The 25,059-nt window shown below is 45.0% G+C and carries 22 protein-coding genes; 7 read left to right on the forward strand and 15 right to left on the reverse strand.

The window, feature by feature from the left end:
* Positions 1-3 precede the first annotated feature (3 nt).
* From D1614_RS07715 to D1614_RS07755, 9 genes are all read right to left on the reverse strand, one after another.
* Entirely contained in the window at positions 4-696 is a 693-nt protein-coding gene (locus D1614_RS07715; protein WP_119437307.1) for a DUF2202 domain-containing protein, read from the reverse strand.
* 111 nt (positions 697-807) lie between these two features.
* Entirely contained in the window at positions 808-1,560 is a 753-nt protein-coding gene (locus D1614_RS07720) for a DUF2202 domain-containing protein (protein WP_119437308.1), read from the reverse strand.
* 55 nt (positions 1,561-1,615) lie between these two features.
* Positions 1,616-2,122, reverse strand: coding sequence for a Spy/CpxP family protein refolding chaperone (locus tag D1614_RS07725; protein ID WP_119437309.1), 507 nt, complete (start codon positions 2,120-2,122; stop codon positions 1,616-1,618).
* Positions 2,123-2,205: 83 nt separating this feature from the next.
* On the reverse strand, positions 2,206-2,739 hold the full coding sequence (locus tag D1614_RS07730) for a Spy/CpxP family protein refolding chaperone (protein WP_119437310.1): 534 nt from the start codon (positions 2,737-2,739) through the stop codon (positions 2,206-2,208).
* 2 nt (positions 2,740-2,741) lie between these two features.
* Entirely contained in the window at positions 2,742-3,176 is a 435-nt protein-coding gene (locus tag D1614_RS07735; RefSeq protein ID WP_119437311.1) for an anti-sigma factor family protein, read from the reverse strand.
* Positions 3,177-3,223: 47 nt separating this feature from the next.
* Complete coding sequence (locus D1614_RS07740) at positions 3,224-3,805, reverse strand: RNA polymerase sigma factor (protein WP_119437312.1); 582 nt, start codon at positions 3,803-3,805, stop codon at positions 3,224-3,226.
* A gap of 39 nt (positions 3,806-3,844) precedes the next feature.
* On the reverse strand, positions 3,845-4,657 hold the full coding sequence (locus tag D1614_RS07745; protein WP_119437313.1) for a DUF4405 domain-containing protein: 813 nt from the start codon (positions 4,655-4,657) through the stop codon (positions 3,845-3,847).
* A gap of 63 nt (positions 4,658-4,720) precedes the next feature.
* Positions 4,721-5,596: a pyruvate, water dikinase regulatory protein gene (locus D1614_RS07750; protein WP_119437314.1), complete on the reverse strand. Its 876-nt coding sequence runs from the start codon at positions 5,594-5,596 to the stop codon at positions 4,721-4,723.
* A 220-nt stretch (positions 5,597-5,816) separates the two neighbouring features.
* Positions 5,817-8,213: a penicillin acylase family protein gene (locus tag D1614_RS07755; RefSeq protein WP_119437315.1), complete on the reverse strand. Its 2,397-nt coding sequence runs from the start codon at positions 8,211-8,213 to the stop codon at positions 5,817-5,819.
* A 223-nt stretch (positions 8,214-8,436) separates the two neighbouring features.
* Between D1614_RS07755 and D1614_RS07760 the strand changes: the two genes are divergently transcribed.
* On the forward strand, positions 8,437-8,880 hold the full coding sequence (locus tag D1614_RS07760; RefSeq protein WP_119437316.1) for a DUF2147 domain-containing protein: 444 nt from the start codon (positions 8,437-8,439) through the stop codon (positions 8,878-8,880).
* 67 nt (positions 8,881-8,947) lie between these two features.
* On the opposite strand, the gene D1614_RS07765 is transcribed toward D1614_RS07760, so the two are convergent.
* Both D1614_RS07765 and D1614_RS07770 read right to left on the reverse strand, forming a co-directional pair.
* Positions 8,948-9,727, reverse strand: a complete 780-nt coding sequence (locus D1614_RS07765) for a radical SAM protein (RefSeq protein ID WP_119437317.1) — start codon at positions 9,725-9,727, stop codon at positions 8,948-8,950.
* A 35-nt stretch (positions 9,728-9,762) separates the two neighbouring features.
* The gene (locus D1614_RS07770; protein ID WP_119437318.1) at positions 9,763-10,662 is read right to left on the reverse strand and encodes a DUF8429 coiled-coil domain-containing protein; all 900 of its coding nucleotides are present in this window, start codon (positions 10,660-10,662) and stop codon (positions 9,763-9,765) included.
* A gap of 179 nt (positions 10,663-10,841) precedes the next feature.
* On the opposite strand from D1614_RS07770, the gene D1614_RS07775 reads away from it, so the two are divergent.
* A complete protein-coding gene (locus tag D1614_RS07775; protein WP_119437319.1) occupies positions 10,842-13,169 on the forward strand; it encodes a TonB-dependent receptor in 2,328 nt (775 codons plus the stop codon).
* Between the two features lie 231 nt (positions 13,170-13,400).
* On the opposite strand, the gene D1614_RS07780 is transcribed toward D1614_RS07775, so the two are convergent.
* Complete coding sequence (locus D1614_RS07780) at positions 13,401-15,773, reverse strand: TonB-dependent receptor (RefSeq protein ID WP_119437320.1); 2,373 nt, start codon at positions 15,771-15,773, stop codon at positions 13,401-13,403.
* A 272-nt stretch (positions 15,774-16,045) separates the two neighbouring features.
* Positions 16,046-16,405: a DUF8478 family putative metalloprotein gene (locus tag D1614_RS07785; protein WP_147384105.1), complete on the reverse strand. Its 360-nt coding sequence runs from the start codon at positions 16,403-16,405 to the stop codon at positions 16,046-16,048.
* 84 nt (positions 16,406-16,489) lie between these two features.
* Between D1614_RS07785 and D1614_RS07790 the strand changes: the two genes are divergently transcribed.
* A complete protein-coding gene (locus D1614_RS07790; protein WP_119437322.1) occupies positions 16,490-16,873 on the forward strand; it encodes a DUF3859 domain-containing protein in 384 nt (127 codons plus the stop codon).
* Between the two features lie 7 nt (positions 16,874-16,880).
* On the opposite strand, the gene D1614_RS07795 is transcribed toward D1614_RS07790, so the two are convergent.
* On the reverse strand, positions 16,881-17,177 hold the full coding sequence (locus D1614_RS07795; RefSeq protein ID WP_119437323.1) for a C2H2-type zinc finger protein: 297 nt from the start codon (positions 17,175-17,177) through the stop codon (positions 16,881-16,883).
* Between the two features lie 63 nt (positions 17,178-17,240).
* Positions 17,241-19,193, reverse strand: a complete 1,953-nt coding sequence (locus D1614_RS07800) for an Ig-like domain-containing protein (protein ID WP_119437324.1) — start codon at positions 19,191-19,193, stop codon at positions 17,241-17,243.
* A gap of 212 nt (positions 19,194-19,405) precedes the next feature.
* Here D1614_RS07800 and rnr point away from each other — a divergent pair, with 212 nt between their 5' ends.
* The 4 genes from rnr to D1614_RS07820 all read left to right on the forward strand — a co-directional run bounded on the left by rnr (position 19,406) and on the right by D1614_RS07820 (position 25,052).
* Positions 19,406-21,592, forward strand: coding sequence for a ribonuclease R (gene rnr / locus D1614_RS07805; RefSeq protein WP_119437325.1), 2,187 nt, complete (start codon positions 19,406-19,408; stop codon positions 21,590-21,592).
* Positions 21,593-21,720: 128 nt separating this feature from the next.
* A complete protein-coding gene (locus D1614_RS07810; protein WP_119437326.1) occupies positions 21,721-22,323 on the forward strand; it encodes a TetR/AcrR family transcriptional regulator in 603 nt (200 codons plus the stop codon).
* Positions 22,324-23,185: 862 nt separating this feature from the next.
* Positions 23,186-23,770, forward strand: a complete 585-nt coding sequence (locus tag D1614_RS07815; protein WP_119437327.1) for a hypothetical protein — start codon at positions 23,186-23,188, stop codon at positions 23,768-23,770.
* A 388-nt stretch (positions 23,771-24,158) separates the two neighbouring features.
* On the forward strand, positions 24,159-25,052 hold the full coding sequence (locus D1614_RS07820; protein ID WP_119437328.1) for an ABC transporter ATP-binding protein: 894 nt from the start codon (positions 24,159-24,161) through the stop codon (positions 25,050-25,052).
* The last annotated feature ends 7 nt before the right edge of the window (positions 25,053-25,059 follow it).

Consider the following 25,059-nt stretch of genomic DNA (forward strand, 5'->3'; position numbering starts at 1 on the left):
GGATCAATTGTTCCGACATCCGCTTTGATTTCCACGATTCCGGAATTGTCTTCCGCCCTGCTGCTTGCAATTATTTGAATTGGGCGCAGCATTTATACAATTACCGCGATTCCCTCTTTGATTCGCAGCACCCACAATAGCCGAATACGTTTCCTGATCAAGCATCTTTGGAACATATTCCACTTCTCTCCACGACAATTGCCGGGTAAAGGCACGCAGGTGATTTTCAGATCCGCGCAGCAAATTGGAGTAAACGGAAGAAATGGCATCGTTTGAACTTATTGCGAGTAGTTCTTTCAGATCTCGAATATCAACCTCTTCAATGTATGCTCCCACTTCAAGTGCTGCCAGCAAGGATTCACTTCCCCGGCTCACAAGCGAGTCATAAAGCGCAGCTAATTCCCCGTTTCTGAACTTCCCGGCCTTGGGATATGACGGATCGTTCAACTCAAAAGTTTCCAGTAAATAGCCCATTGCTTCAAAGTGCCTGCTTTCGCTGCCAGAGATATTGCTGAATGGTTGTAATTGCCATTTCTCGTACAACAAAGTATAAACATCGTGTGCCAGTTTTTCTTCTTCCCGCATCAGCAAAATCCCTTCTTTCTCCGAAGCCGGTAAAGACACATTTTGTGAATACCCGCTTAACTGCAAAACAAGAAAAAGCAGGTTTACCAAAGTGAATAGTATTGTCTTCATAATCTGAATGTTTGTTTTGAGTTAGACACTCTAATTCTGAAAAACTTGTGCAAAAAAAAGCTCCGGATTTCTACCCGAAGCTTTTGAAACTAACTGTTAATTGTATGAAATTTATCCTGCATTGGGACCGGTTCCGTCGCAAACACCGGTTCCGGGTGTGAACGTTCCGGTTGAAGTTCCCGAATCTTCCTCATCTCCGGTTGAACTACCTGCCAAAATCGCATCAAAATCTTCCTGGCTAAGCACTGTCGGAACATAAGTTACTCCGTAACGGCTGAGAATTCCGGTAAAAGCTTTGAGATGGAAAGTGGATCCCCTCAAAAGATTCCCATATACTCTTTTAATGGTTTCGTTGTCTGTCGCCTCAATCAGATTTTGCAAATCGGCAATATCTGTTTCTTCGATCAAAGCACCTACCTTCAACGCTTCTGCCAGACTTACATTTCCCTTCTCTACCAGATCGGAGAACATGGTCTGAAATGCTTCATTTGCAAACTCTCCCACGCCGTCAAGCGCCGGATCCTCCACATTAAACCCATCCAACAAATAGGCAACGGCATTTGCATGGGCGCTTTCGCTATTGGAGATGTTTTTAAAGACGATGTGTCCAAACTTACCGTAGAAAGTCACATACACATCGTGCGCCAGCTTTTCTTCCTCACGCATCAAGAGTAAACCGGCTTCTTCTTCAGCCGACAGATCAGCAGTGAATACACAGCTGTCGCCAAGTACTCCTGCCATTTCCGTACTTTTCACCTCGTTTTCCAGCGTCAATAACTCTTCAACCGGATCATCCGATTTGGAACAGGCACCGGCAATCAAAGCCAAACCTGCCACCATCAGAAATGCATTTTTTGCTTTCATAATAAATTCGTTTTTAAATGATTAATGATTTATTTATCAATCCGGTAGTAAGTTTTTAGTTATTGAAGCGGCACGTTCCGCGCCCGGCCTGGTTCCAGCCCCGGTTCGACCGCCCATTAACACAGGCGTTTCCCTGGCCGCGGCCCCGTTTGCCACCGTTGCCGTTTCCCCGGCCAACGTTTTGGTTTATGCCGGTTCCGGCATTGGCCTGCAGTTGATCATATCTTTTTTGCTGATCTTCGGTAAGAAGCCCCCTTACCGCGTTGCGATGCGCTTCCACGGTTTTAAGCATCTCGGTTCTGATCTCGCTTTTTTCAACAGCATTGGCGGTGGAACGGCGTTTACTCCGCAGCTCATCCATTGTTCCCATGTGCTTTTCATTCAAAGCGTTGATCTGGGACTGTTGATCTTCGGTTAAATCCGAAATGTAATTCAAACAGGTTCCTTTTTGCTGGTTTACGTTCCTGTTTCCTTGTCTACCTCCTTGAGCGAATGCAGTTGAGGCACTTAGCGCCAGGGCAAAGAGCACCCAGGCAATCTTTTTTAAGTTGCTCGTTTTCATTGTTTTACGATTTAAGAATTATGATTTTTGTTGATTCCGTTACGTCGTTTCGAAACGGCTATTGATACTTTATATGATTTATTTTATTGACCTTTTCCTCCCCGATGTCTGTGTCCGCGCTGCGGCAATGCAATTTCCTCTTTCGACTTGGAAACCGTCATAAAGATCTCTTTCAGCTTCTCCTGCTGCGCACTGTCGCACACTGCTTTCATCTGCAGATAATAGTTCATGGTAATTTCTTTCAGCTCTGAATGATGCCCTCCAACTTCCTGAGCAATGGAGTCGAGCCGTTCCTGAGAAGGCGAATCTTTCCCCATTTCCTCAACCATTTGAAGACGCAATTCCTCCAGTTCGTCCGACTCCCGGCGTGCACTCCGGTTAAATTCGCGGTTCAGTTCCCGGAAAACATCCAACTGATCCGGGCTCAGGTTCAGCTGTTCCCTGAAAAACCTTGTTCGCTGTTCCGACGGAATTTCCTGCTGCTGCGCGCTAACTTCTGTGGCGGCTTTTGTTTCCTGATGCCGGTGGTACCAGAACGAAACAGCCATGGAAAGATTGGTTGCCACCAGAATCACGATGATCCAGATAAGCGTGCGGTATGTATTCCTGCTTCTCATAACTATTCCATTAAAAAGGTTTCCAGCGGCTCCACATCCATATCATTCAGATAAGGCACCATTTCCTGCTCAGCAGTAAATGTTGAAGCGGTCTTTGCTCCGGTAGCTCCCATTTTTACTCCTCCGTAAATTCCCAAAATCAAAATAATGGAAAAAGCCACGGGCTGAAGCACCCGAGCCAATACCGAGCTGCGGATTCCGCTTGGCTGAATTTCTGATTGGCGATCGAGTTTTGCTTTTACGCGTGTATAGAAATAAGGATTGACTTCCGAAACTTTCTCTGTTTCCAAAATACTGAGCGTCTTTTTCATTTCTTCCGCAAAAAGAGCACACTCCGGACAAGCAGCCAGGTGTTCCTGAACCGCTTTCATCTCCGGCTCCGGAAGCTCTCTTTCGAGAAAGAAAATTAGTTTGCTATGTACTGCCTTGCACTTCATTTTATCAGCATTTGTTTATATGACACATTCATTCTCAAAAACTTGCGCTACATACACTTCTTTTTGTAGCATTTGTATAATTTTTTCTGAAGGTTCTTCTTTGCCCGAAACAAAAGCGACTCCACCGATGATACCGACATCTCCATCACCTCTGAAATTTCCTGGTACGACAGATCTTCGTACTTATTCAAACTAAAGGCTACCTTCTGGTTTTCGGGCAAACTGTTGATGGCCTCCTGCAATATCGCTGCGCGTTGTTTGTTCTCCATCTCAAAGCCGGGATGATCTGTCGGAGAAGATTCAACCTGGAGGATCTGCCGGTTCCGCGCTTCCACATCTTTTTCAAACGACTGAAACCATTTGTGTTTTTTATTGTCGCGGATGTGATTCAGCGAACGGTTCACCGAAATCCGGTACAACCAGGTAGAAAGTTTGGAGTCGGCCCTGAATTGCTGAATCGAACGGTACACCTCAATAAAAACATCCTGCGCAATGTCTTCGGCATCTTCGCGATTGTGGACCAGCCCGAAACAGGTGTTCACCACCAACTTCTGATGGCCTTCAACCAGTTTTCGGAAAGCTGCTTCGCTACCCTGCTTTAGTTGTTCTATGATTTCCTGATCCGACATTAAGACGTGAAAATTACAACAAATGAACGTTGGTTGGACTTATTTTGAAATCAAGTTGTACACATCGCGCGGAGGAATACTGTTGTTTTCCCCAATCGTACGAAGCGTTTGGCCTTTTTCGGCTTCAATGTTGTTTTGTTTCAGAATTTCGAGAATGTCATCGGTGCTTTTTCCCAGTTCCGAAGCAAATTCATCCAGTGTTTTGCGTCCAACCCCGGCTCCCTGCATGGCATTCCCGGCAGGTTTTGAAATGAGCCCGTAAATATCTGATGGAGTGGCATTATTGGCACTGGCTATTTCCTGTAACGATTGTGAATGAACATTCTCAAAACTGATTTTGTGGTTGTTCAGTTTTCGGGTGATTACTTCTACTGAATCCAGTTGCAGTTGCTCCGACAACTCAGCCAGGGTAAGCAATTCGGCATGTGGCACAGGTGCGCGTTCTTCCGTTTTTTCCCACGAGCCGGTAAGAGTTTCGCCAAATGCCATCACATTTTGAAAAGGAGGCAGCGAAAACACTGTTCCGAAAAAGAACACCAGCATAAAGGCAGAGGATAGCAACAACTCGCGTTTTCGGCGAAAAGTACCTGTTGCCTTCGACCGGAAATAAGATAAAAATACTTTCCAGTTGGCCGAGAAAAGATGAAAAACTGACAAAACGATAAATCCCAGTGAGAAAATGGTATGAATGGATTGCCATTCATCTTTTGTAAATCCCCACAAAGCCCAGTTTACCCAATGTGCATAACGCCCGGGAGGCGCCACATATAAAATGATTCCTGAAACAAGGAGTACAATCATTGCGTAACTAAGCCCAAAACTTATAAACGCACGCCAGCTAAATTTTCGCATCTTACAATTGAGATTAAGTTCATATTAATCGTAAGACACCGGCTCTTCAAAAAACTTGCGTTCTTATTTTGAAGAATCTTTCTTTTGATCGTGATAAGGCGATTCAAGCTTTCTTCCCTGGAATATAAATCGCTCCGACATGAGTTTCAAAATTTCGTTGGCCGTACTTTCAATGGGTTTATTCGAAACGTTGATAACGGTAAAGCCGCCCTTGTCGAACACAAACATGGCATTCCGTATTTCCTCGCGCACGGCGTTCTGATCAACGTACGAATCACTCCGGTGGTTGTTCCAGCCCTGTATCCTTTTCATACGGTGGGCAATCAGTTGCCCGGCTCCGATGTGCAGTCCAAACACCCGGTTCGGATCTATTTCAAACAGCTCGTCCGGCGGCTGAACACCGGGCACCAACGGTACATTGGCAACTTTCCATCCATACATGGCCAGGTAAACACTCAGCGGCGTTTTTCCGGCCCGGGAAACACCGGTCAGCACAATTTCGGCCTGTCTCAGTCTTTGAGGTCCCATGCCATCGTCGTGCGAAAGCGTATATTCAATGGACTCAATCCGGTCGAAATACTGCTGGTTTAATTCGCGGTACAAACCCGGGTGCTGCAAGGGTTCCACATTCAGCGTCCGGTCGAGGTAACGGGCCAAATCGCCCATCAGGTCGATCACTTCCACGTTAAACTCGCTGGCCAGTTCGTTGATCCTTTTCCGGAGAAAAGGATTTACCATGGTGTGTGTAATCAGTCCACCTTCGCTCTTGGCGCGCATTACCACGTCAAAAACCATGTCTTCGGTACTAACTCCGCCAATAATTTCTACCGGGATCTTATTATCAGGATACTGTATCAGAATTGATTGGAGCAAATTATTTCCGGCAATCCCGCGACCACCGGAAACCACAAAAATAGGGGCATTCTTTCTCTTTTTCATCGGTTATAATTGTTTTATTTCAACGGCTTCGGATCAAATTATCTCCACCTCATTTCCCGGAATCCTTTCCACATTTTGTCAATCGTTCAGCTTTATGTGAAATGAAATCCAGCAGGATCTGTTCCATCCTCATGTCCGTTGCATGGCTTTATTGTCTGTTCATATAAAACACGCAGATCAATGCAGTGTTTTACAAAAATGGCTCTCTTTCCGGTCTTTTTTAAAGAGATTCATCAGGATTGAGCGTCATTTTAAATTTTGTTGCTTTTTCTACTTCTGCTCTGCTGAAAGGATCGGCATGATACTGATTCTGCAAATACATCTCTGTTTGATCGAGGTAAAAGCCGCTGGCCGGAATTCCGCTTGTCCCGGTTGGGATGATCGTTTCAGAACGATCCCAGTTGCCGGCATCAAAAATATGGCGCTCCGAAGCCCCGTTGTTTGCCTTGTACAGGTTTCGGTACGAATAAGTATACGGACAAACCGTGTGAAAACTTCCCGGTACAGGGTAAGGTCCGCGGTTCAGTTTCAATACCTTGTTCAATGCATTTACCACTCCCAGCGGATGGTTCATGGTAAAAGTGTGCAGTTTTCCCCACTGCCATTCATCCACATTGGCTCCCAGTTCTCCCGAAAGCTCCTGCACTGTTTCAACAAACGACTGTTGTATACAATCGTCGAGGGTTTCTTTCTCAGCGGTATTTTTATTATCGATCCACGCAGAATTCCGGTCAGCAAGCACATTCATCAGCAGGTTTTCCAGCAGCATGCGCTCACCTTTTATCTTTTCAAACAATTCGGAAGAAAGCTCATCTTTTACCAGGTTCTCCAGCACTTTCCGGTACAGCACTTCAAACACCGTTGCTGCCTGACTTTCGCGTGTTAACTCAAAATTCCACAAAAGCAATTTATCCAAGGCTGCTTTTTCAGCAGCCGGCCAGGTCGTTTCCTTTTGCAAGGATGTCAGAAAAACCGGGGTCATTCGTTCCGCCGTTTTCGATTTTACATCACCTTGCATGGCTTTGAAATCTTCCACACCCAGTTTCTCCTTTTCTTCCAGCATCTCGCGAATACGATCGATGCGGCTTGGCGTGGCAAACCAGTGACTGATGTAATGCGGAAATCCTTCGGGAACGGTTTTGTTGTTGGCCGAAGAAACGTAGCCTCTTTCCGGGTTGTATTCAAAAGGCAGTTCGTCAAAAGGAACCAGTCCCTTCCAGTCGTATTTGCTGCTGTCGCCGGGATAAATTTCGATGCCTGAACCTTCCCGAACAGGAATTCCGGCAGTACACTGCAAACCAATGTTTCCATCCACATCGGCATACACCACATTCTGGCTAACCGAAATAAAAGTGCTCATTGCAGCACGAAAATCATCCCAGTTTTTTGCCCTGTTTACCAGGTATACCGTTCGGATTTCGTTGCTCATTTCGTTCCCCAGCCAACGAATCGACAAAGGCATTTCCTTTTCCTTTTTCATGCGGTTCACAATCGGGCCGCGATGGGTAAACTTCAGTTCGGTTTGAATGGAGTCTCCTTCTTTGGTTTTTATGGTTTCGGGCTGAATGATCAGGTCTTTCCAGGCTCCGTCGAACCAGTATTTTGTTGAGTCTTCGTTCAATTTTTCCTGGTAAAAGTCCAGATCGTCAAGCATTACGTTGGTCATTCCCCAGGCAATCCGGTCGTTGTGGCCCGCAATTACAAAGGGTTGCCCCGGAACTACCACGCCGCTAACATCCAGCTTGCCGTCAACCACCTGGTGCATTTGGTACCAAATTCCCGGAGCAAACAGGCCAAGGTGCATATCGTTGGCCAGCAAAGGCATCCCGGTTTTACTTTTTTTACCGGCCACCGCCCAGTTGTTGCTGCCGTTAAATACTTCAATGCCTAAGTCCTTTAACTTTTGAGTAGCTGAAAGCAAGGTAGAAGCTGCATCAATCCGGTTGTTTCCGAATGCTTCAAAAACACTTGTTTTATGCTGAGCCAGATCGGGTATCATTTCTGCGATCATCGAATCAGGCACCTCGGCCCGGAGCTGGTGCAGAAAATATTCAGTGCCCCATCCCATCGACAGGTCCCACGACATGTAACCGATCAGGTTAATGGAATGCACCGGCTCCCACCACTCGGGCTGGTAGCCCAACACCTTGAACTCGGGCGGAAGCGGAAACTGAGCCATGTACTGGTTCACCCCGTCGGCAAAAGATTGAAGTGCCGATACAATCTCAGGATCGGAATTTTTCAGAATTTTCGCTGACTTTTCCTGTATCCGCAAAGCACGCATCAACAAATCGGTTTCAGCCTGGTCTTTCCCCAGTATTTCGGACAAACGCCCCTGTGTTACCCGCCGCAACAGGTCCATTTGCCACAAACGGTCCTGCGCCATGGCAAACCCAACTGCACGGTACAAATCAGAATCCGATTTCGCGTAAATATGAGGTATCCCGTGTGCATCGCGCAATATTTCAACTTCCGACTGCAAACCATACAAAACAAAACTTTTATTGTAGTCGGGAACTGCTGCCTTTTTTAGGTATTGAACAAAAAAAACACCTGCGATAAGTGCAAGTACAATCAGAATAAGCAGAGAGAGTAAAACACGCTTAATGACTTTCATAAACAGTGAGTTAGTTTATTGACTGATAAGTGAATCCTGAATAATTTTAAAATTTACACCGTAAGGAAACTAATTTTTGAATAAAAACCTACAAAAATCAGCTTTGCATCGGGCGCCGTTTGCCGTTTGACTCACTCACTCTCAGATTTTTTTCATTTGACAATTCAGATTTTTAATGAAAAAATCCTAAGTTCGTTCAACCTTAAAATTAGATCAAAAACGAATGAAGAAATTAATTATCCTTTTTTTCCTGGCAACTTACGCCCTTGCAGGCTTTGCCCAGGAAGCCGATAAGATCCTCGGGATCTGGTGGAATGAAGAGAAAACTTCGAAAATTCAGATCGAAAAGAAAGACGGAAAGTTTATTGGCACCATCGTGTACATGATTCCGGAAAAATACAAAAACGGGGAAGCACCCAAAGACGATAAAAACCCGGAAGAAAGCCTTCGTGAACGGCCGCTTGTTGGAGTTCAGATCCTGGATGGCTTTGTGTACAGTTCCGATAACAAAGAGTGGAAAGAAGGACGCATTTACGATCCGAAGTCAGGAAAAACCTACGATTGCTATGCCTGGTTTGAAAACGACAATCTGCTCAAACTAAAAGGTTTTGTTGCCGGCATCCGCTGGATGGGCAAAAGCTCGGAATGGTATCGGACTACGCTATAGTTCAAAGTTTTGTGTTCAGTGTTCAAAGTTGTTCCGAAATACTCTGAACTTTAAACACTAAACTCATTTACCCCGATACCTGCACATCGAGTCCGGCATTTCGGGCACGCTCTGCAATGGCATTCAGTTCTTTTAACGAAACTTTTTGAAGCGTATCAACCGGGGTGTCGCGGGCAATGGTATAGATCATTACCTGGCGTGGTTTGATTTTTTTTAGTAACTCGAGCCATGCCGAAATTTCCGCTTCGGTGGTGTTGTCCAAAGCCTGCCCTTTAAAGCTTCCGCGGATAAACATGGTTTGAATGATCACTTTTCCGTTGAAAGCAATCAACTGCTCAATCGTTTGCTGAAAATTGAAAGAACCTTTGGGACAGTCGATTATTTTTACCGTTTCTTCAAATGCCGAATCCAGCTTTTGGATGTTGTCTTTGATTTTCAGCAAGGCATCAAAAACCGGTTTCCGGTGGATCATGGTAGCATTCGAAAGTACCGCGATCCGGGCCTCCGGCGCCAGCGAATTACGCAGCTCAATGGTATCGTCGATTATCCCGGCAAACTCGGGATGAAGCGTTGGCTCCCCGTTTCCGGCAAAAGTAATTACATCGGGCAACTGTCCTTCGGCACCCATTTCCCTAAGCTTTGTTTCCAACCGGGCTTTTACCTCCTCCCGCGCAGGAAGCGATACTTTCTCTTCGTATTCTTTGGGTGTAAAACCACACTCGCAATAAATACAGTCGAACGAACAAACCTTTGTCTGCGTAGGCAGCAGGTTTACCCCCAGGGAAACACCCAGCCGGCGGCTTTTTACCGGGCCGAATATTATTTTATCAAATAAAAAAGTTGCCATAAACGATCACCGGTTTTCTAAGCCGGAAAGTGGATTTATTGAAGAGTAAAAGTTGTTGCGCCAATTTCGTTTCCGTCGGCAAACAGGTTGACGGTATAGGTACCTTTCATCAATTCAGGCTCGCTGGTGTTGTCCCAAAAAATGGCTACGGGCAAGTCTTTGCCTTCGTACACCACTTCGCGCATGGCCGAATACTGAATTTTCAGGTCTTCAAACTGAAACAGGTCTTTTTCCGACTTGGTCATCAACAACTGGTCGGGGCGCATAATACGCGCATATACGTTTTTGGCGCCTCGTGGCGTGGCCTGGTTTTGCCCTAGCACAAAATAGATCCGTATTTTTTCGGTACGGTTGGTAAATTTTGTCACCTTGCTTCTCGAATTCAACGGCTCCGCCACCAGGTCTCTGGCTTCCAGTTTTGCCGCTATTTTCAAATTCTGTTGCAGCTGTTGCTTTTCCTCGCTTAACTGCTGATTTTTTTGCTCCACCTGTTTGTACTGTTGTTTTACCTCCAGGTTTTCCGCCATCAATTGTTCGTTCTTCCTGTTTAAAGAATCAATCTGAACATAAAAATTGCGCATGATGCCCCGCAAAGTGGTCACCTGTTTTTGGTAATCGGCTATTTTTGAATAGCTCACTTTTTTGGTTTGTTCCACTTCTATCAGAAGATCTTTCACCTTAGCCTGTGCCACAAAAAGCTGTTCGTTCAGCGTGTCGTTCTCTGTTCTCATCGAATCGTAGCTGGCCGCGATCTGTGTTAACTCAAACTGAATGGAATCTTTTTCGGCTTTTATCTCCGTTACAACAGCACTGTGTTCGCGCCGCTGCATAAAAAACAAGCCAATCACTATCACCAAAACGACAGCAAGCGCAATAACGATGATATTATTTCTTAGGTTCTTCTTTTGCTGACCGGTATTCATTTCATTACTCATATTTCGAAGTATAAATTGAGAGGCAAATTTAGTAATCTTTTAAGCTAAGGCAAACAAAACAAAAACGATCAGAATACAATTAAATTATGAAGAAATCATTAATTTATTTAGAACTATTCTAAATAATTTGCAATATTGCGCCCAGACCGTACATTTGCCTTTTTTAAATAAATTATATTATGAACAAATTAGTCCTTGCATTTATCATACTGTTGCTATCTGTTGTTACAGCTATAGCACAAGACCATAACGATGTGGTAATCACCGGACACGTCGTTTCCAAAGGCGAACATATTCCCTTTGTGAACATTTACCTCGAAGGTACCCGCTACGGAACCACCACCGATGTTACCGGGCATTATATGATGGTTGACCTGCCAACCGGAGAATACACACTGGTGGCCAAAATGGTAGGTTACAAAGAGAAAAAGGAAAAAGTAATCTTAAAAGCAGGTGAAACGCTGGAAGTAAAATTCGACCTGGAAGAAGACGTTATCCACATGGACGAGGTGGTAATTACCGGCACCAAAACATTCAAACGCCAAACCGAAAGTGCGGTGATCGTGAATGTGCTGGATGGAAAAACCATTGACAAAGTGGCGGCGCAAACCATTTCTGAATCCCTGAGTTTTCAACCCGGGTTACGCATGGAAACCGACTGCCAAACCTGTAACTACACCCAGTTGCGAATGAACGGACTGGGCGGTGCTTACAGCCAGATACTGATCAACAGCCGGGCAGTTTTTAGTCCTCTTACCGGGCTTTACGGGCTGGAACAACTTCCCACCGCGCTGGTGGAGCGTATTGAAGTGGTACGAGGTGGCGCTTCGGCGCTGTATGGTTCGAGTGCGATTGGCGGAACAGTCAACATCATTACCAAACTCCCGCAGCGAAACTCTTACGAAGTAACTTCGAACAATCAGGTTATTTCGGGCGATGCCCTGGATTACAACGTAAATGCCACACTCACTGCTTTGTCGCAAAAACGAAACGCCGGGATGGCGATGTATGCTTTTCACCGAAACAGAGATGCCTACGACCACAACAACGATAATTTTTCTGAACTGCCGGAAATCAGCAACAACTCGTTTGGCATTAATTCCTTCTTCAAAATAAACGAAGACGAAAAAATAGAGGCCAACTTTTCAAGCACCCACGAATACCGTTACGGAGGTGAAATGATTGACGGCCCCGCATTTAAAGCCCGGCAATCGGAAGAACGCACCCACGACATTATTATGGGCGGCCTTGATTACGAGAACAACCTGAGCATGCGAACCAACTTTGTGTTGTACACCGCCGGTCAGTATACCAAACGAAAGCATTTTACAGGAATAGCTCCCGACGGAGAACAGGCACTGACCAACTATAACAACAATCCACCATACGGGCATTCAAAAAACCACACCTTTCAGTTTGGCACACAGCTAAACCATGCCGTAAATGACTTTCTGAATACAGGGACGAATATTTTTACCTTCGGAGCCGAATATGTTGTCGACGATGTTTACGACCAGATTGAGACCTACAATTACCTCATCGATCAGAACACCCGCAATTTTGGGACGTTTGTACAAAGCGACTGGTCGCTGACCCGCAAAACTACACTGCTTGCCGGAGTAAGAGCCGACAAACACAATTTTGTAGACAAACTGATTGTCAATCCACGTGTTTCGCTGCTGGTAAAACCCAACCTGAACACGCAATTGCGTTTGTCGTGGTCCACCGGATTCAGGGCACCACAAGCATTTGACGCCGACATGCACATTGCCTTTGCCGGCGGAGGAATTCAAAAAGTTGAATTGGGCGATCAACTAGAAGAAGAGACATCGCAAAGCTGGAGTGCTTCGCTTAACTGGGACCGCCCTACCCAAAAACACATCATTGGATTTACCTTGGAAGGATTTTACACCCAACTAAAAAATGCCTTTGTTTTGGAAGAAACCGGCAGTGATGAAGAAGGAAATTCGATTCTCGAAAAAAGAAACGGCGGTAACAGCCAGGTTTACGGAGCAACGCTTGAAGCCCGCGCCAACTTCGACCGTAAGTTGCAAATGGAAGCCGGGTTAACCCTGCAAAAAAGCACTTACGACGAGGCGGTTGCCTGGTCGGAAGAGCTGCCCGGAATAAAAGATTACCTGCGCACACCGGAAAGCTATGGCTACTATACCCTCAGCTGGACTCCCGGGCAGAGATTCAGCGCTTCGTTGTCGGGAGTTTACACCGGAAGCATGCTGGTTCCTCACTACGGACTGGCCGGAGATGCCGGCACGCCCGAAGAGGACGTACTGTTTAAGTCGGATTCGTTCCTCGAAACAAACCTGAAAGTAGCTTACACCTTCGAGCTCAAGCGCATCGATTCATCCATTCAGTTGTTTAGTGGTTTCAGCAACCTTTTTGACAACTACCAGGATGATTTTGACAGCGGCAAAAACCGTGACAGCGGATTTGTTTACGGCCCGTCGAAACCACGCACTTTTTACTTCGGAATTAAGTTATTTAACTAAAAGTGAAAAAGCTGTCCCAAAAGTCAAATTATTTTAAAAGAAACTTACAATTTATGATCGGCTTTCATTTTACCCCTCCAAACCTCCCCTAAAGGGGGAGGCTTAAGGTCCCCTATAGGGGATTTAGGGGTGAAAACCCTAGTGGTTACTTACAAATCGTAAGTTCAGTCTAACACAAAAGAACTTTTGGGACAGCCCCCTCCATATTCAATGTTCAGATAAAAGAACTATCTAATACAGATTACCAATTTTTAGCCCAAAGTAAATGCTTCGCGGCGTAAGCGGGCCGTACATATAACCCGGATCGCGATCCACTCCCGAATCAAAGTCTTTTTGATAACTGTTGAAAATGTTTTTCACCCCGGCATTTAACTGCACCCGTGCATTATCCGCCACTTTAATATCGTAACTAAACTTGATTCCCGCGTCGAAAAAGGATTTGCTTTTCCGCAACTCACCTACTTCGGGTTTCTCAATGGCAGGGCCAAAATAAGGCACCAGCATAGGCCCTGAGAAATTTCCGGTTGCCGCAATGTTGAACACCGGAACCGGGCTGTAATTCATACTCAGATAGCCGTAGGAATCGGGAGTACGCAGAAAACGCTTTTCGTTAAATTCCTGTGGTGTTTCAAACTCACTTTTCTGAAAGGTAAACCCCGATTGAAACTGGAATTTCCCGGACGGTGATGCATTCAATTCAATATTTACGCCTTTTACGGTAGCCCCGTCTTCGGCATTTACCCGCGTGTATATAACGGTTCCCTCTTCATCGGGCACGCCGTATTCGTTGGCAAAGGGATTGTCGAGGTGCGTATAAAAACCTTCTGCCAGCAACTGGAACTGCCATTTGCCGATTTCCCGGCTAAAATCAAGCGAGGCCGTGATACTGTTGGACGACTCCTGTTTCAGACCGGGTGCGTTTTTATGGATTACTTTTCTGGAACCGGAAGTCTCAATGTGCAAATCTTCGTCGAAGATCTGCGGGGCCCGGAATCCACGTGCAAACCCGGTACGAAACTGCAAGTGATGCGACAGGTTGTACAAGAGGCTCACCCGGGGACTAAATACATTGCCCGAAATTTCATCACCTTCACCCGTTTTCTCGCTTATCTGATAATGGTCGTACCTCACCCCGGTGCTAAAAACCACCTTTTTCGTTTTCCACTCTGCCTGCACAAATCCGGCATTAGTGCTTATCTTTTGATCTGCAACCAGCGTATTATCAAAGTGCTTGTCTTTTTCCGGATCGTAATACCCCAGCTTCTCATCTTTCATGGCACTACCGGTCGACTCAAGCCCGGCAGTTAAAGTAGCCGGGGCCAGCAACAGGTAAGCCAGCTGACGAATGTACTGAACACCTGCAGAATAAGTTAAATCGCTGGTTTCGCCGTAAGCTGACAAATCCTGGTTGGCACCGTAATACGAATCGCGGCTTACCCCTTGCAGTGAAAGAAAGGCAGAAAACTTATCGCTTTCACGCAGCAACTGATCAAAATTCAACGCCCCCGAATTAATCCGGTGAGTAACACTTTCGGTAACATCAGCTTCGTGCATGGGCAAATCAAAGCGGTTTCCTCCTCTGCGGAATTCGTAGATATTAAAGTAATCAACCGTAAGCTTTGCACGATCGGCAATGCGCTGGTACAGCCGCCCGCCCACAGTGAGGTTCTTAATTTTTGCGAGCTCGGTAAATCCGTCGCCATTGGCATCAAAGCCATCTCGCTTGCGATGAAACCCGAAAATGCTCATTCCGGTCCGGTAGTCATCGGTTACATAGGAGCCATTCAGGTTCACATTGTAATCGTTGGCAGCTTCCCCGTCCAGCCCAATTCCGATCGCGCTGTTCGAGAATGCACCTTCAAAATTGTTGGCCACCGGGTCTTTGGTAATCAGGTTAATGGTTCCGGCAATGGCATTACTTCCATACATCGAAGAACCGCCTCCGCGAATCACTTCCACCCGCTCAATCATGTTGGCCGGAATCAGCTCCAGCCCGTAAACTCCCGCTAAGCCACTAAACACCGGTCGCGAGTTGATCAGTATCTGCGAGTACGGTCCTTCCAGACCGTTCATCCGAACCTGCGTAAAGCCACAGTTCTGGCAGTTGTTTTCCATACGAAGCCCGGGCGAAAAGTTAAGCCCTTCACTCAGCGTCACACTCTGTACGCGTTCAAATAATTTCGGATTGATACTGCTAACGATCGTGGCTGTTTCCTTCCTGCTTTTGGCGTTCCGGTCGGCTGAAACCACCACTTGCTCCAGCCCTATATTATCGGTTTCGAGCTGCACAAAAAGCGTGTTGCTCTTTTTCGATTCAAAAACCAGTTCTTTTTCAAAAGGTTTATAGCCCATGGCCGAAACTACCACAACTTGCTTCCCCACCGGGATATTTGTCATTTTAAAATGCCCGGTGGCATCGGCCGCAGTCCCCAGCGTTGTTCCTTTTATACTTACCGAAGCAAAAGGTATATGATCATCACCCGATTTTACATCGCCAAATAACATGGCATCGGTTTTCAGTTTTTTATCATCGTCATTCTCAGACACAGCTTTCACACCCTGAAAGCTGAACAAAAGCACACAAAGTGCCCATATATATTTCATGTTTACAATTGTTGGTACTCTAACGGATGTCTGCCCGGCGCGCGGACAGACAGAGAACTCGCATGTCCGTCAACTGACGGATATTCATACTTCCGTGCGGAAATAGTCATTCTCATGCTGTTCTTCTACCATTAGAATCGTAGATTCACTATTGCATGCAACTCACTTGATACACAGGATTTGTTTATCAACAGAATCCCTGTTCATGCTCGTTTCATGATAATAATGATCAGGTTAATAAAATAATGTCGTAAAAAGTTGTAGAATGAATATTAGGCAGTGGGAGGTGCCCGGGGATTTGACTCCAGCTCTTTATCCTGAATGCTTATCCATTCATTATGAACAACGTATTCAACATGAATTTCAGGTAGTCTGGCAATAAAACTTAAAAACAGCGGAACTTCGGCAATGTCAAAATGAAGGGTACTAAAAAAGCAGATTTCAGTTTTGGAGTGCCCGTGGTGATTTGCCGTTTCGCCTTTCTCAGCATGTAGCGGGTGCGAGTGGGTCACCACCATTCCGTTGGCATAAAAGTGGGTATGCTTGTTCTGTATCGAGCTGTTGACGATATACAGGTACACCGGCAACATCAGCGCAAACCACAACTTATTATGTTTTCTTATAAACTCCACAAATACGAATGATAGAGCCAGTAAAATTAGAATTTTAATTTAATCTAAATTAGGAAGATTCATTACTTTCGTACAAAATTAACAATGGCAAAACGAAGACCAACCTTTAAAATATACAGCTACGGAGAGTACTCGAAGTGGGATCGTGAGAGCCGGGAGATTCCAAAGATTCTTGATTTCACTACCGAAATTGAAGCATCGATAGGAACGGAGTTTGGTTATGTGTTGCACATTAAAAACGGAAAGGGGGAAAGCGTTCAGTTCCGGATCGACCACCCTCCTTTTTTGGATGAAAAAGGACAGGTGACTCCTCCGTTTACCGGCGAACAGTTTATTCGTACCAATGATTTTGAATTTTACCTGGGCGATTGCATATGGGAACCGCTGGAAGATAAAAAGGGTAAATGGGAATTAACCACCTGGTACCAGGGAAAAATCGTGGCCAACAAAATTTTTAACCTGAAGTAGGCAACGCCTACTTCGATACTTTTTTGACCTCCTTTGATAATTTCTCCAGGGCAACGTCTGCAGCCTGAAGCATATCCTGAACCAGTTTTCTGTAATATTCTTTCACCAACTTTCCATTGTCCTTCCCATCCGGATGTATGGCTCTAAGCCTCAACTCACGGTGCTTTTGAACAATCTCTCCGGCAATTTTATATACTTCTTCCTCGTCAATTTTACTGTTGTATTCCAACACGTAAAAACAATCACTCAATGCCAGCGACATAATTAAATCAATGTCTTTCTTCAGATTTCTAACACTTGCCATGATACTTCGTTAATAAAGTTGATTAAACATACTAATTTATAAGAGACTGCCGAACATTTCGAATTAAAAACCTGCGCCCCGGATCGGATTTCTTCCGCCACCAACTCCTCCGGCGTTACCCGGACGGAAATTGCTGTTGTTCCGGTCTTTCTCCTGTTCTTTCCGGGCCTTTTCTTCTTCGGCTTTTCGTTTTTGCTCTTCAGCTTCCTGATCAATAATTTTCTTCACATATTCCGGATCCGGCGTAAGATCCCAAATCCGTTTTTCGCTCCAGTTCGAACGCAATTTAATGAGCTCGTTCAAATAAGAAACCAGCTCGGGCTGAATTTTATCCTGGTAGCTTCCGCCATCCCACTTACCATTCCCGTTGGAGTCGTATATAATTTTCACTTTGTACTTCTCGGGAGGCAACAAGTCAAACGTTACTTCGCCGTCCTTGTCAAAGAGTACCTGCCGCAACACGCTCTCTTCCTTGTTGTTTTTCAGAAGCTGTACGATCATTGGGCCGGGAACATTGCTAAAATCAAAGACGATAGAACCGTAATAATCCTCTTCCCTTGCCTGGAAGCTTTTTGACAGCTTCATGCTCGAAATGCCATAAACATCCCAGCAGGCGGCCGAGTCGATGCTAAATGTATATTTTGTTTCGGGCTCCCAGTCGTATAAAATGTTGTAAGTTCTCCAGGCCTTTGGATCTTTCCTGAACTGAATCTTCAACGGTGTTTTAAGCGTATCCTCGCTCAGGTACAGCACCACCTTGGTACTGTCGAACGATGCAACCGGGGCGGGCGCTTCAATCCTTATCACCCCGTTAAGCTCCATCGTGGAACTGATATTGGCAGACCAGTTAAATTGCGGAACCGGCACTGGCTCCTCTACTTCATCCCCCTTTTTCTTTTTCTTCTTGGAATCAACCACCGGCTTGGTGTAGCGCATCAGAAGCGTATCATGAAAAACATAGGGCTGAGCCATCGAGTCGAGCATAAAATAGGAAAGCTCCATATAGAGAGAATCTTTCTTTGCCAGTGTTGTATCGGTTATCCACAGCACAATGGAATCCATATTCTGGTTGTATTCCATCTGGTACCAGTTGCTCACATCGTGATCCAGCAAGCGTACATTAAAAGTATCTTCCACCGATTCATTAAAAAGAAAAGAGCACTTGTATTCACTGCTTCTCTCCGACTTATCGATGTACTGCTCAAATATGTCTTCAATAAAATAATTCAGATAAATGGGGTGGGGATAAAAATGCGTATGTCCGAGAATCAACAGGGAATCGATGGCATCCGTAACGGTATCTTTACTCTCATGAAATTCGGCCCGCGGCACCACCACTTCGCTGTGGAAAGCGATTTCCTCTCCCCCTTCGTCGTACAACATATTGTTGTTCTGGTCGTTAATGGAAAAAAGATGGTAAGAACCCGGTGCAATGTTATCGATCATAAACAGGCCGTCCTCATCTGTTTTCGCAATATAGTCCGGAATCACTTTAAAAACCGCCGAGTCATGCAGGTTGCTTTGCAACAACACAAGCCCTTTTTCGATGGGTTCCATGTTAAACGCATTCACCACTCTTCCGGCAACACGCAAAGAATCGTACACCGGCCCGGTACTAAACGAAAAACGCAGGTTCTCCATAGGATTCTTCTCGTTGTTATCCACAATCGCGTCTTTAAAATCGAGCGAATACGTCGCACTGTCTTTCAGGCCTTCGTTAAACTGAACAATCAGCGTTTTTGATTTGGTGCGGATAATCGGTCGCTTTTTCAGGGGAGGTGAAATTACAAGCGATTCAGAAATCTGATCGGGCATGATGTATTCATTAAACGTGAACCTTACATCTTTGCCTTTGTAATTCAGCGCCTTAAATTCAGGATTGGTCTCCAGCAATACCGGAGGAACGGTATCCCTGGGGCCACCTTCCGGCATTCCGATGTTGGCACACGACGAAATAATTACGACCCATGCAAGGCCGGCTATCATAATCAGTGGTATTTTCCCCTTCAGCTTCATGCGTTAAAATTGGCTACAAACATACAAATTCCTGCTCACTCTACGTGTTAAGCTTTATTAATTTAAACCTGAGTATTTTAACAAAATGTCCCTGGCAACAGGTAAAAAAACACCCTCGGAACGGGGGAAAACTTTTTGGCAACTTAAGCGGGGGAAAATAGCGCGTATCTAAGAATTATATTACCTTGGATTGGTGAAATTTTTACAAAACAATGGCTAAGAAAAATAAGAAACTACGTTCCAAACCACGGAAAACAGGTACTTTCAATAAGAAAAAACTTAAAAGTGTTATTCTCTCCGGATTGTACGAAGACCCAGGCAAAACTGTGAATTACAGGCAGGTTTCGGGCTCGCTGGGGATCAAAGATCCTGAAACACGCAAACTGGTTGATGTTGTTTTGCAGGAACTGGCTGACGACGGCTACCTCGACCTGGTGGCACGCGGCAAGTACAAACTCAAAGCCCGCACCGGAACAGTCTGCGGAATTGTGGAGATGCAACCCCAGGGTTTTGCTTATGTTGTTAGCGAAGAACTGGACCGGCCGGTAGTTGTTTCTTCCCGCAACCTGAACCACGCCATGGAGGGCGACAAAGTACAGGTACATGTGTTTGCCCGCCGCAAAAAGCACGATTACGAGGGCGAAGTGAAAGAAATTCTGGAACGTGCCAAATCCGTATTTGTCGGAACAATTCAGGTGTCAAAAAACTATGCATTCCTTACTCCGGCAGGGAAAGTGGGTTTTGACATTTTTATTCCGAAAGAAAAACTTAACGGTGCAAAAGACGGGCAAAAAGCCATTGCCGAAATCAACGACTGGCCGCCAAATGCCCGGAATCCTTTTGGCGAAATAAAAGAAGTGCTGGGCGATACCGGCGACAACGATGCCGAAATGCACGCCATTCTTGCTGAATTTGAACTCCCGCACATATTCCCTGAAAATGTTGACAGAGCGGCTGAAAAAATTCCGCTGGAAATTCCCGAAGAAGACATCAAAAACCGGCGCGATTTCCGCAAAACCACCACTTTTACCATCGACCCGCTTGACGCAAAAGACTTTGACGATGCGCTTTCGTTAAAGAAACTAAGCAACGGCAACTGGGAAGTGGGTGTTCACATTGCTGATGTTACGCACTACGTGCGTCCCAATACCATTATCGAAGACGAAGCCCGGAGCCGCGCCACTTCGGTGTACCTGGTCGACCGTGTGGTACCCATGCTCCCCGAAAGACTTTCGAACGGCGTTTGTTCGCTTCGCCCCAACGAAGACAAGCTTTGCTTCTCGGCCGTTTTTGAACTCAACGAAAATGCCGAAATCAAAAAAGAATGGTTCGGAAAAACGGTGATCCACTCCGACCGGCGTTTTGCTTACGAAGAAGCGCAGGAAGTGATTGAAACCGGAACAGGCGATTTCTCGGAAGAACTGCTGAAACTAAACGAGCTGGCGGTTAAACTCAGGAACAATCGTTTTAAATCAGGATCGATTGCATTCGACCGTGTTGAAATCAAATTCAACATCGATGAAAAAGGAAAACCGCTGTCGGTTTATTTTAAGGAAGCCAAAGAAGCCAACAAACTGATCGAGGAATTTATGCTGCTCGCCAACAAAAGGGTGGCTGAATTTATCGGCGATGTTTCGGATAAAAACAAAGCCAAAACCTTTGTGTACCGTATTCACGACAAACCCGACCCCGACAAACTGGTTTCTTTTAACACTTTTATTAAACGATTTGGCTACGGCATCCAGTTAACAACACCAAAAGCCATTGCTACTTCGCTCAATAATTTATTAAACACCGTAAAAGGGAAAAACGAGCAAAACGTTGTTGAAACGCTGGCCATCCGCTCCATGGCAAAAGCGGCCTATTCAACCCGGAACATTGGTCATTACGGGCTTTCTTTTGAATATTATACCCATTTCACCTCACCAATCCGCCGCTACCCGGATATGATGGTGCACCGCTTGCTGGAAAAATACCTGGCCGGCGGGCGTTCGGCCAACGAACAGAAATACGAAGACCTCTGCAAACATTCATCCGACATGGAAGCACGGGCAGCCAATGCCGAACGTTCATCCATCAAATACAAGCAGGTGGAATTTATGCAGGATCACGTGGGGAAAGTATATGCAGGCGTAATTTCAGGAGTTACCGACTGGGGAATTTATGTGGAACTGGAAAACAAAATTGAAGGCATGATTCCGATCTCGGAATTGGATGACGACTTCTATATTTTTGACGAGCGAAATTACATGCTGGTTGGGCGGCATTCGCGAAAAACATACCAGTTGGGAGAGTCGATTAATGTTAAAGTATGGCGGACCAACCTGGAGCGAAAACAACTCGATTTTCGTTTAGCGCGGACCGAAAAACCTGAAACTTTCGAAATACCAACACCATAAAAATGAAGGAAATAAGGGGATTGGAAAAGTTTCTCCGGTAATCGTCTTTTCGATTTTAAAATTCTAAAAAGTTTCTCCGGCAAAATAAATAACTATATTTGCTGATATTTTTCGTTAAATAACAGGCAATGCACGATCTTGGTAAAAACGGGAACAAAAGGGATGCAAACCGCGAAAACATCCTGAAAATTGCTCGCGAAATCTTCAGTAAATACGGCTTTAAAAAAACGACCCTCGACGACATTGCAAATGCCGTACGTAAAGGCAAGAGTTCGCTGTACTACTATTTCAACAGCAAGGAAGATCTATTTCAGGCAGTGATCATGAAGGAAGTGGAGATTCTGGCACATGAGCTTGAAATCGTTATCAACCGCAACACCGATCCGGTGGACAAATTGCGGGATTACATCCTCACGAAACTGGCCACGTTCCGAAACCTGGCCAATTTTTATCACGCCATCGAAAACGACATCACTGCGGTGGGTTTTATCGACGACGTGAAAATGAAGTACGAGCAGGACGAAATCCGGATGATCAAACGAATTCTGATCGAAGGCGTTCGTAAAAACGAGTTTGAGATTTACGATTTTAACCTCGCCGCCACTGGTATCACAACCGCCATAAAAGGATTGGAGATGCCCCTTACGGCAGGCCACTACGGCGATGTAAATCTGGAACGAAGTGTTGATGTTATTCTGAAGATCATTTGCTACGGAATTATGAAAAGGTAGTACCGATCGCCTCGCAAAACTGTTGATTCCTCTTTATTTTTCAGCGCTAAACCAGACTTATTTTTAAGCCTGGTGAATAGTGTTTCGCCCTCTAAAATAGTTTAGTCCAAAAACAAATTGGGACTGGTTTGTTGTATTTCCTTAGATACATCGATAGTCAACTAGCTCAAGAATAGAAAATATTCAAACAATTAGGATTTCTTGCCTCTATTATTCATTGGGTTATCAGCCGGATTTTACTATTTGTCATGACACAAATAGTAAACACAAAAGTCTAGGCTGCGTCCGCTTTGCTCGAAAAAGCTACGTGTTGCCGGCTAAGAGTTCGGAACTCCCCTGAGTTCTCGGGGTCAAACAGCCGAACTCTTTTAACGCCGTCTTCACTTGTTTTTCGGCTCACCGCCCGAGGCCAAAATTATGCGATCTGCGCCTACTTCAAAGCGGATGGCCTATTTTTATCGATCCTTGAATCGAAACCCAGGGCTAGTGAAAGCGGGAAGCTCTCCCGCAGGAAAAACAAATCTCAAAACAACCATATCCAACACATCTGTCAAAAACATTTTTAGTATCGTTACTTTGAAAAAATATATGTTGCGATCTATAGTTACTCTGTGCCTGGAACAAGCATTTCCAATGAGATCTATTCAAAAACAATCTTAAAATCCACCCGCCACTAATCTGAATCTACCCCAAGAACTTCCCCAAATCAAACACTCCTTCAAAAAAACACGATTAATAACGTTTACTGTTTCATGACAACCATTCAACGCTGTTTTGGGGTCGTACGTCGAAATTTATTGTCCCACAATACATTATGATATACATTTGATACAGCCATATTAAACAATTAAAGAAAAAAGTCATGAAAACAAGAAGCGGGATACTTGCTATCCTGGCACTTTTTATTGTAGCAATAGGAAGTGCTGCCGAATTACCCAAAATGAATGTTGTTCAGGTGGAACCCGACAAAGCCTTGCTGGCTTACAGTGCCCCAACAGCCACTCCTCTCGAAATTACACTGACCAACCACAACGGCGACATACTATATAGTAATCGCACCGACGAAAAGCACAGCGAATACAAAAAGGTATTTGATCTGTCGGGCCTCGGAGACGGAGATTTTTGTTTGAGCGTAAATTTTGGTAACCAAAGCGTTACCCGGAGTTTACAAATCAGTGGTAAAAACATAACCGTAGGTCCACCTCAAAATTGCTATGTACCACGTTTTCACCTCGAAAACAAAACTTTGGATATTTCCTTTTTGAACTCCGGAATGAAACAGGTTTACCTGAATATCTACCGCGACGGTAAATTTGTCGAAGTCGTAAAACTCGGGCGCGATCTGGCCATTCAGAAACGCCTTGATATGAGCAACCTGAAAAAAGGAGAATACATGATCGTTTTAAGTGAAAAACACAAAGAACATACGTTTATCGCTAAACTATAATAGCTTTTGTTACAGGAAACAGGGGATGTACCAAATTGTCGGGGTACTCCCCTTTTTTTTAGATAAAAATCAATTTCAATAAATATTCAACTCTCAATTTTTAATATAAAATATCCAACAAAATCCGGGAAATTGGATATTGAGAGTTCTGCATTGAAAATTAAAAACAAATCCCGGATAGGAGTATACATCTTCACTTTCATTTCTGTTGGTGATTCGCTGGAATCATGAATACTTTATGGATAAAAATCAAAAGCTGCACATCAATGGTAAACAAAAGCAACAAGACTGTAATTATAGACTGCTTTCCTGACTAACAAGATTAAACGATTGTGGACGACAACAGTCAAAGTCCAAGTTATTGTTTCACTAACCATATGATTGTGCTGTGCATATACGAATCGAAAATCTGAACAAGATCTACAAGGGGGGCAGTTACGCCGTTAAAAACCTGAACCTGGAAATTCCCAACGGAATGTTTGGTCTGTTGGGACCCAACGGAGCCGGGAAATCCACCCTTATGCGAATACTGGTTACGCTAATGAAACCAACCAGTGGCAAAGTCTATTTTAACGAATTTGAACTATCGAAAAACAGAAGGCAAATACGTTCGATGCTGGGATATCTCCCACAAGACTTCAGCTTTTTTTCAAAATTGAAAACCTATGAATTTCTCGACTATACGGCCCGTTTGTCAGGAATGAAAAACGGGGCAGTTCGCCGCACCGCGGTAGATCAGATGCTCGAAGAAGTAGGGCTTTTTGAAGCACGCGACCGGAATGCCAACAAACTTTCGGGAGGTATGAAACGACGCCTCGGTATTGCACAGGCCCTGATCAACGACCCCAAAGTGATTATTGTGGATGAACCCACCACCGGCCTCGATCCCGAAGAACGCATCCGTTTCCGGAACCTGCTTTCTAGCATCAGCACCCGCGATGTGATCATCATCCTTTCTACCCACATTGTGGGCGATATTTCGAGTACCTGCGACAACATGGCCCTGCTAAACAGAGGAAAGCTGGCTTTTACCGGTTCGCCCGAGCAGCTGATCAAACAAGCCGAAGGCAATGTTTGGCAAATTGAAGCCACCGAACGCGAGTACCTCGAGATCAACGAAAAATACCCGGTCATTTCCACCATCCCCATCGACGGAGGATGGGAAGTGCAGGTGGTGGCCAACGACATAAACGGCTACCAGGGAAAACAAATCGCGCCCAACCTCGAACACGCGTATGTTCATTTTATGGAAAACAAACTAGATCAATGGTCAAACGCCTAAAACTGCA

This window comes from Maribellus luteus (genome assembly GCF_003576475.1).
Classification (GTDB): domain Bacteria; phylum Bacteroidota; class Bacteroidia; order Bacteroidales; family Prolixibacteraceae; genus Draconibacterium; species Draconibacterium luteum.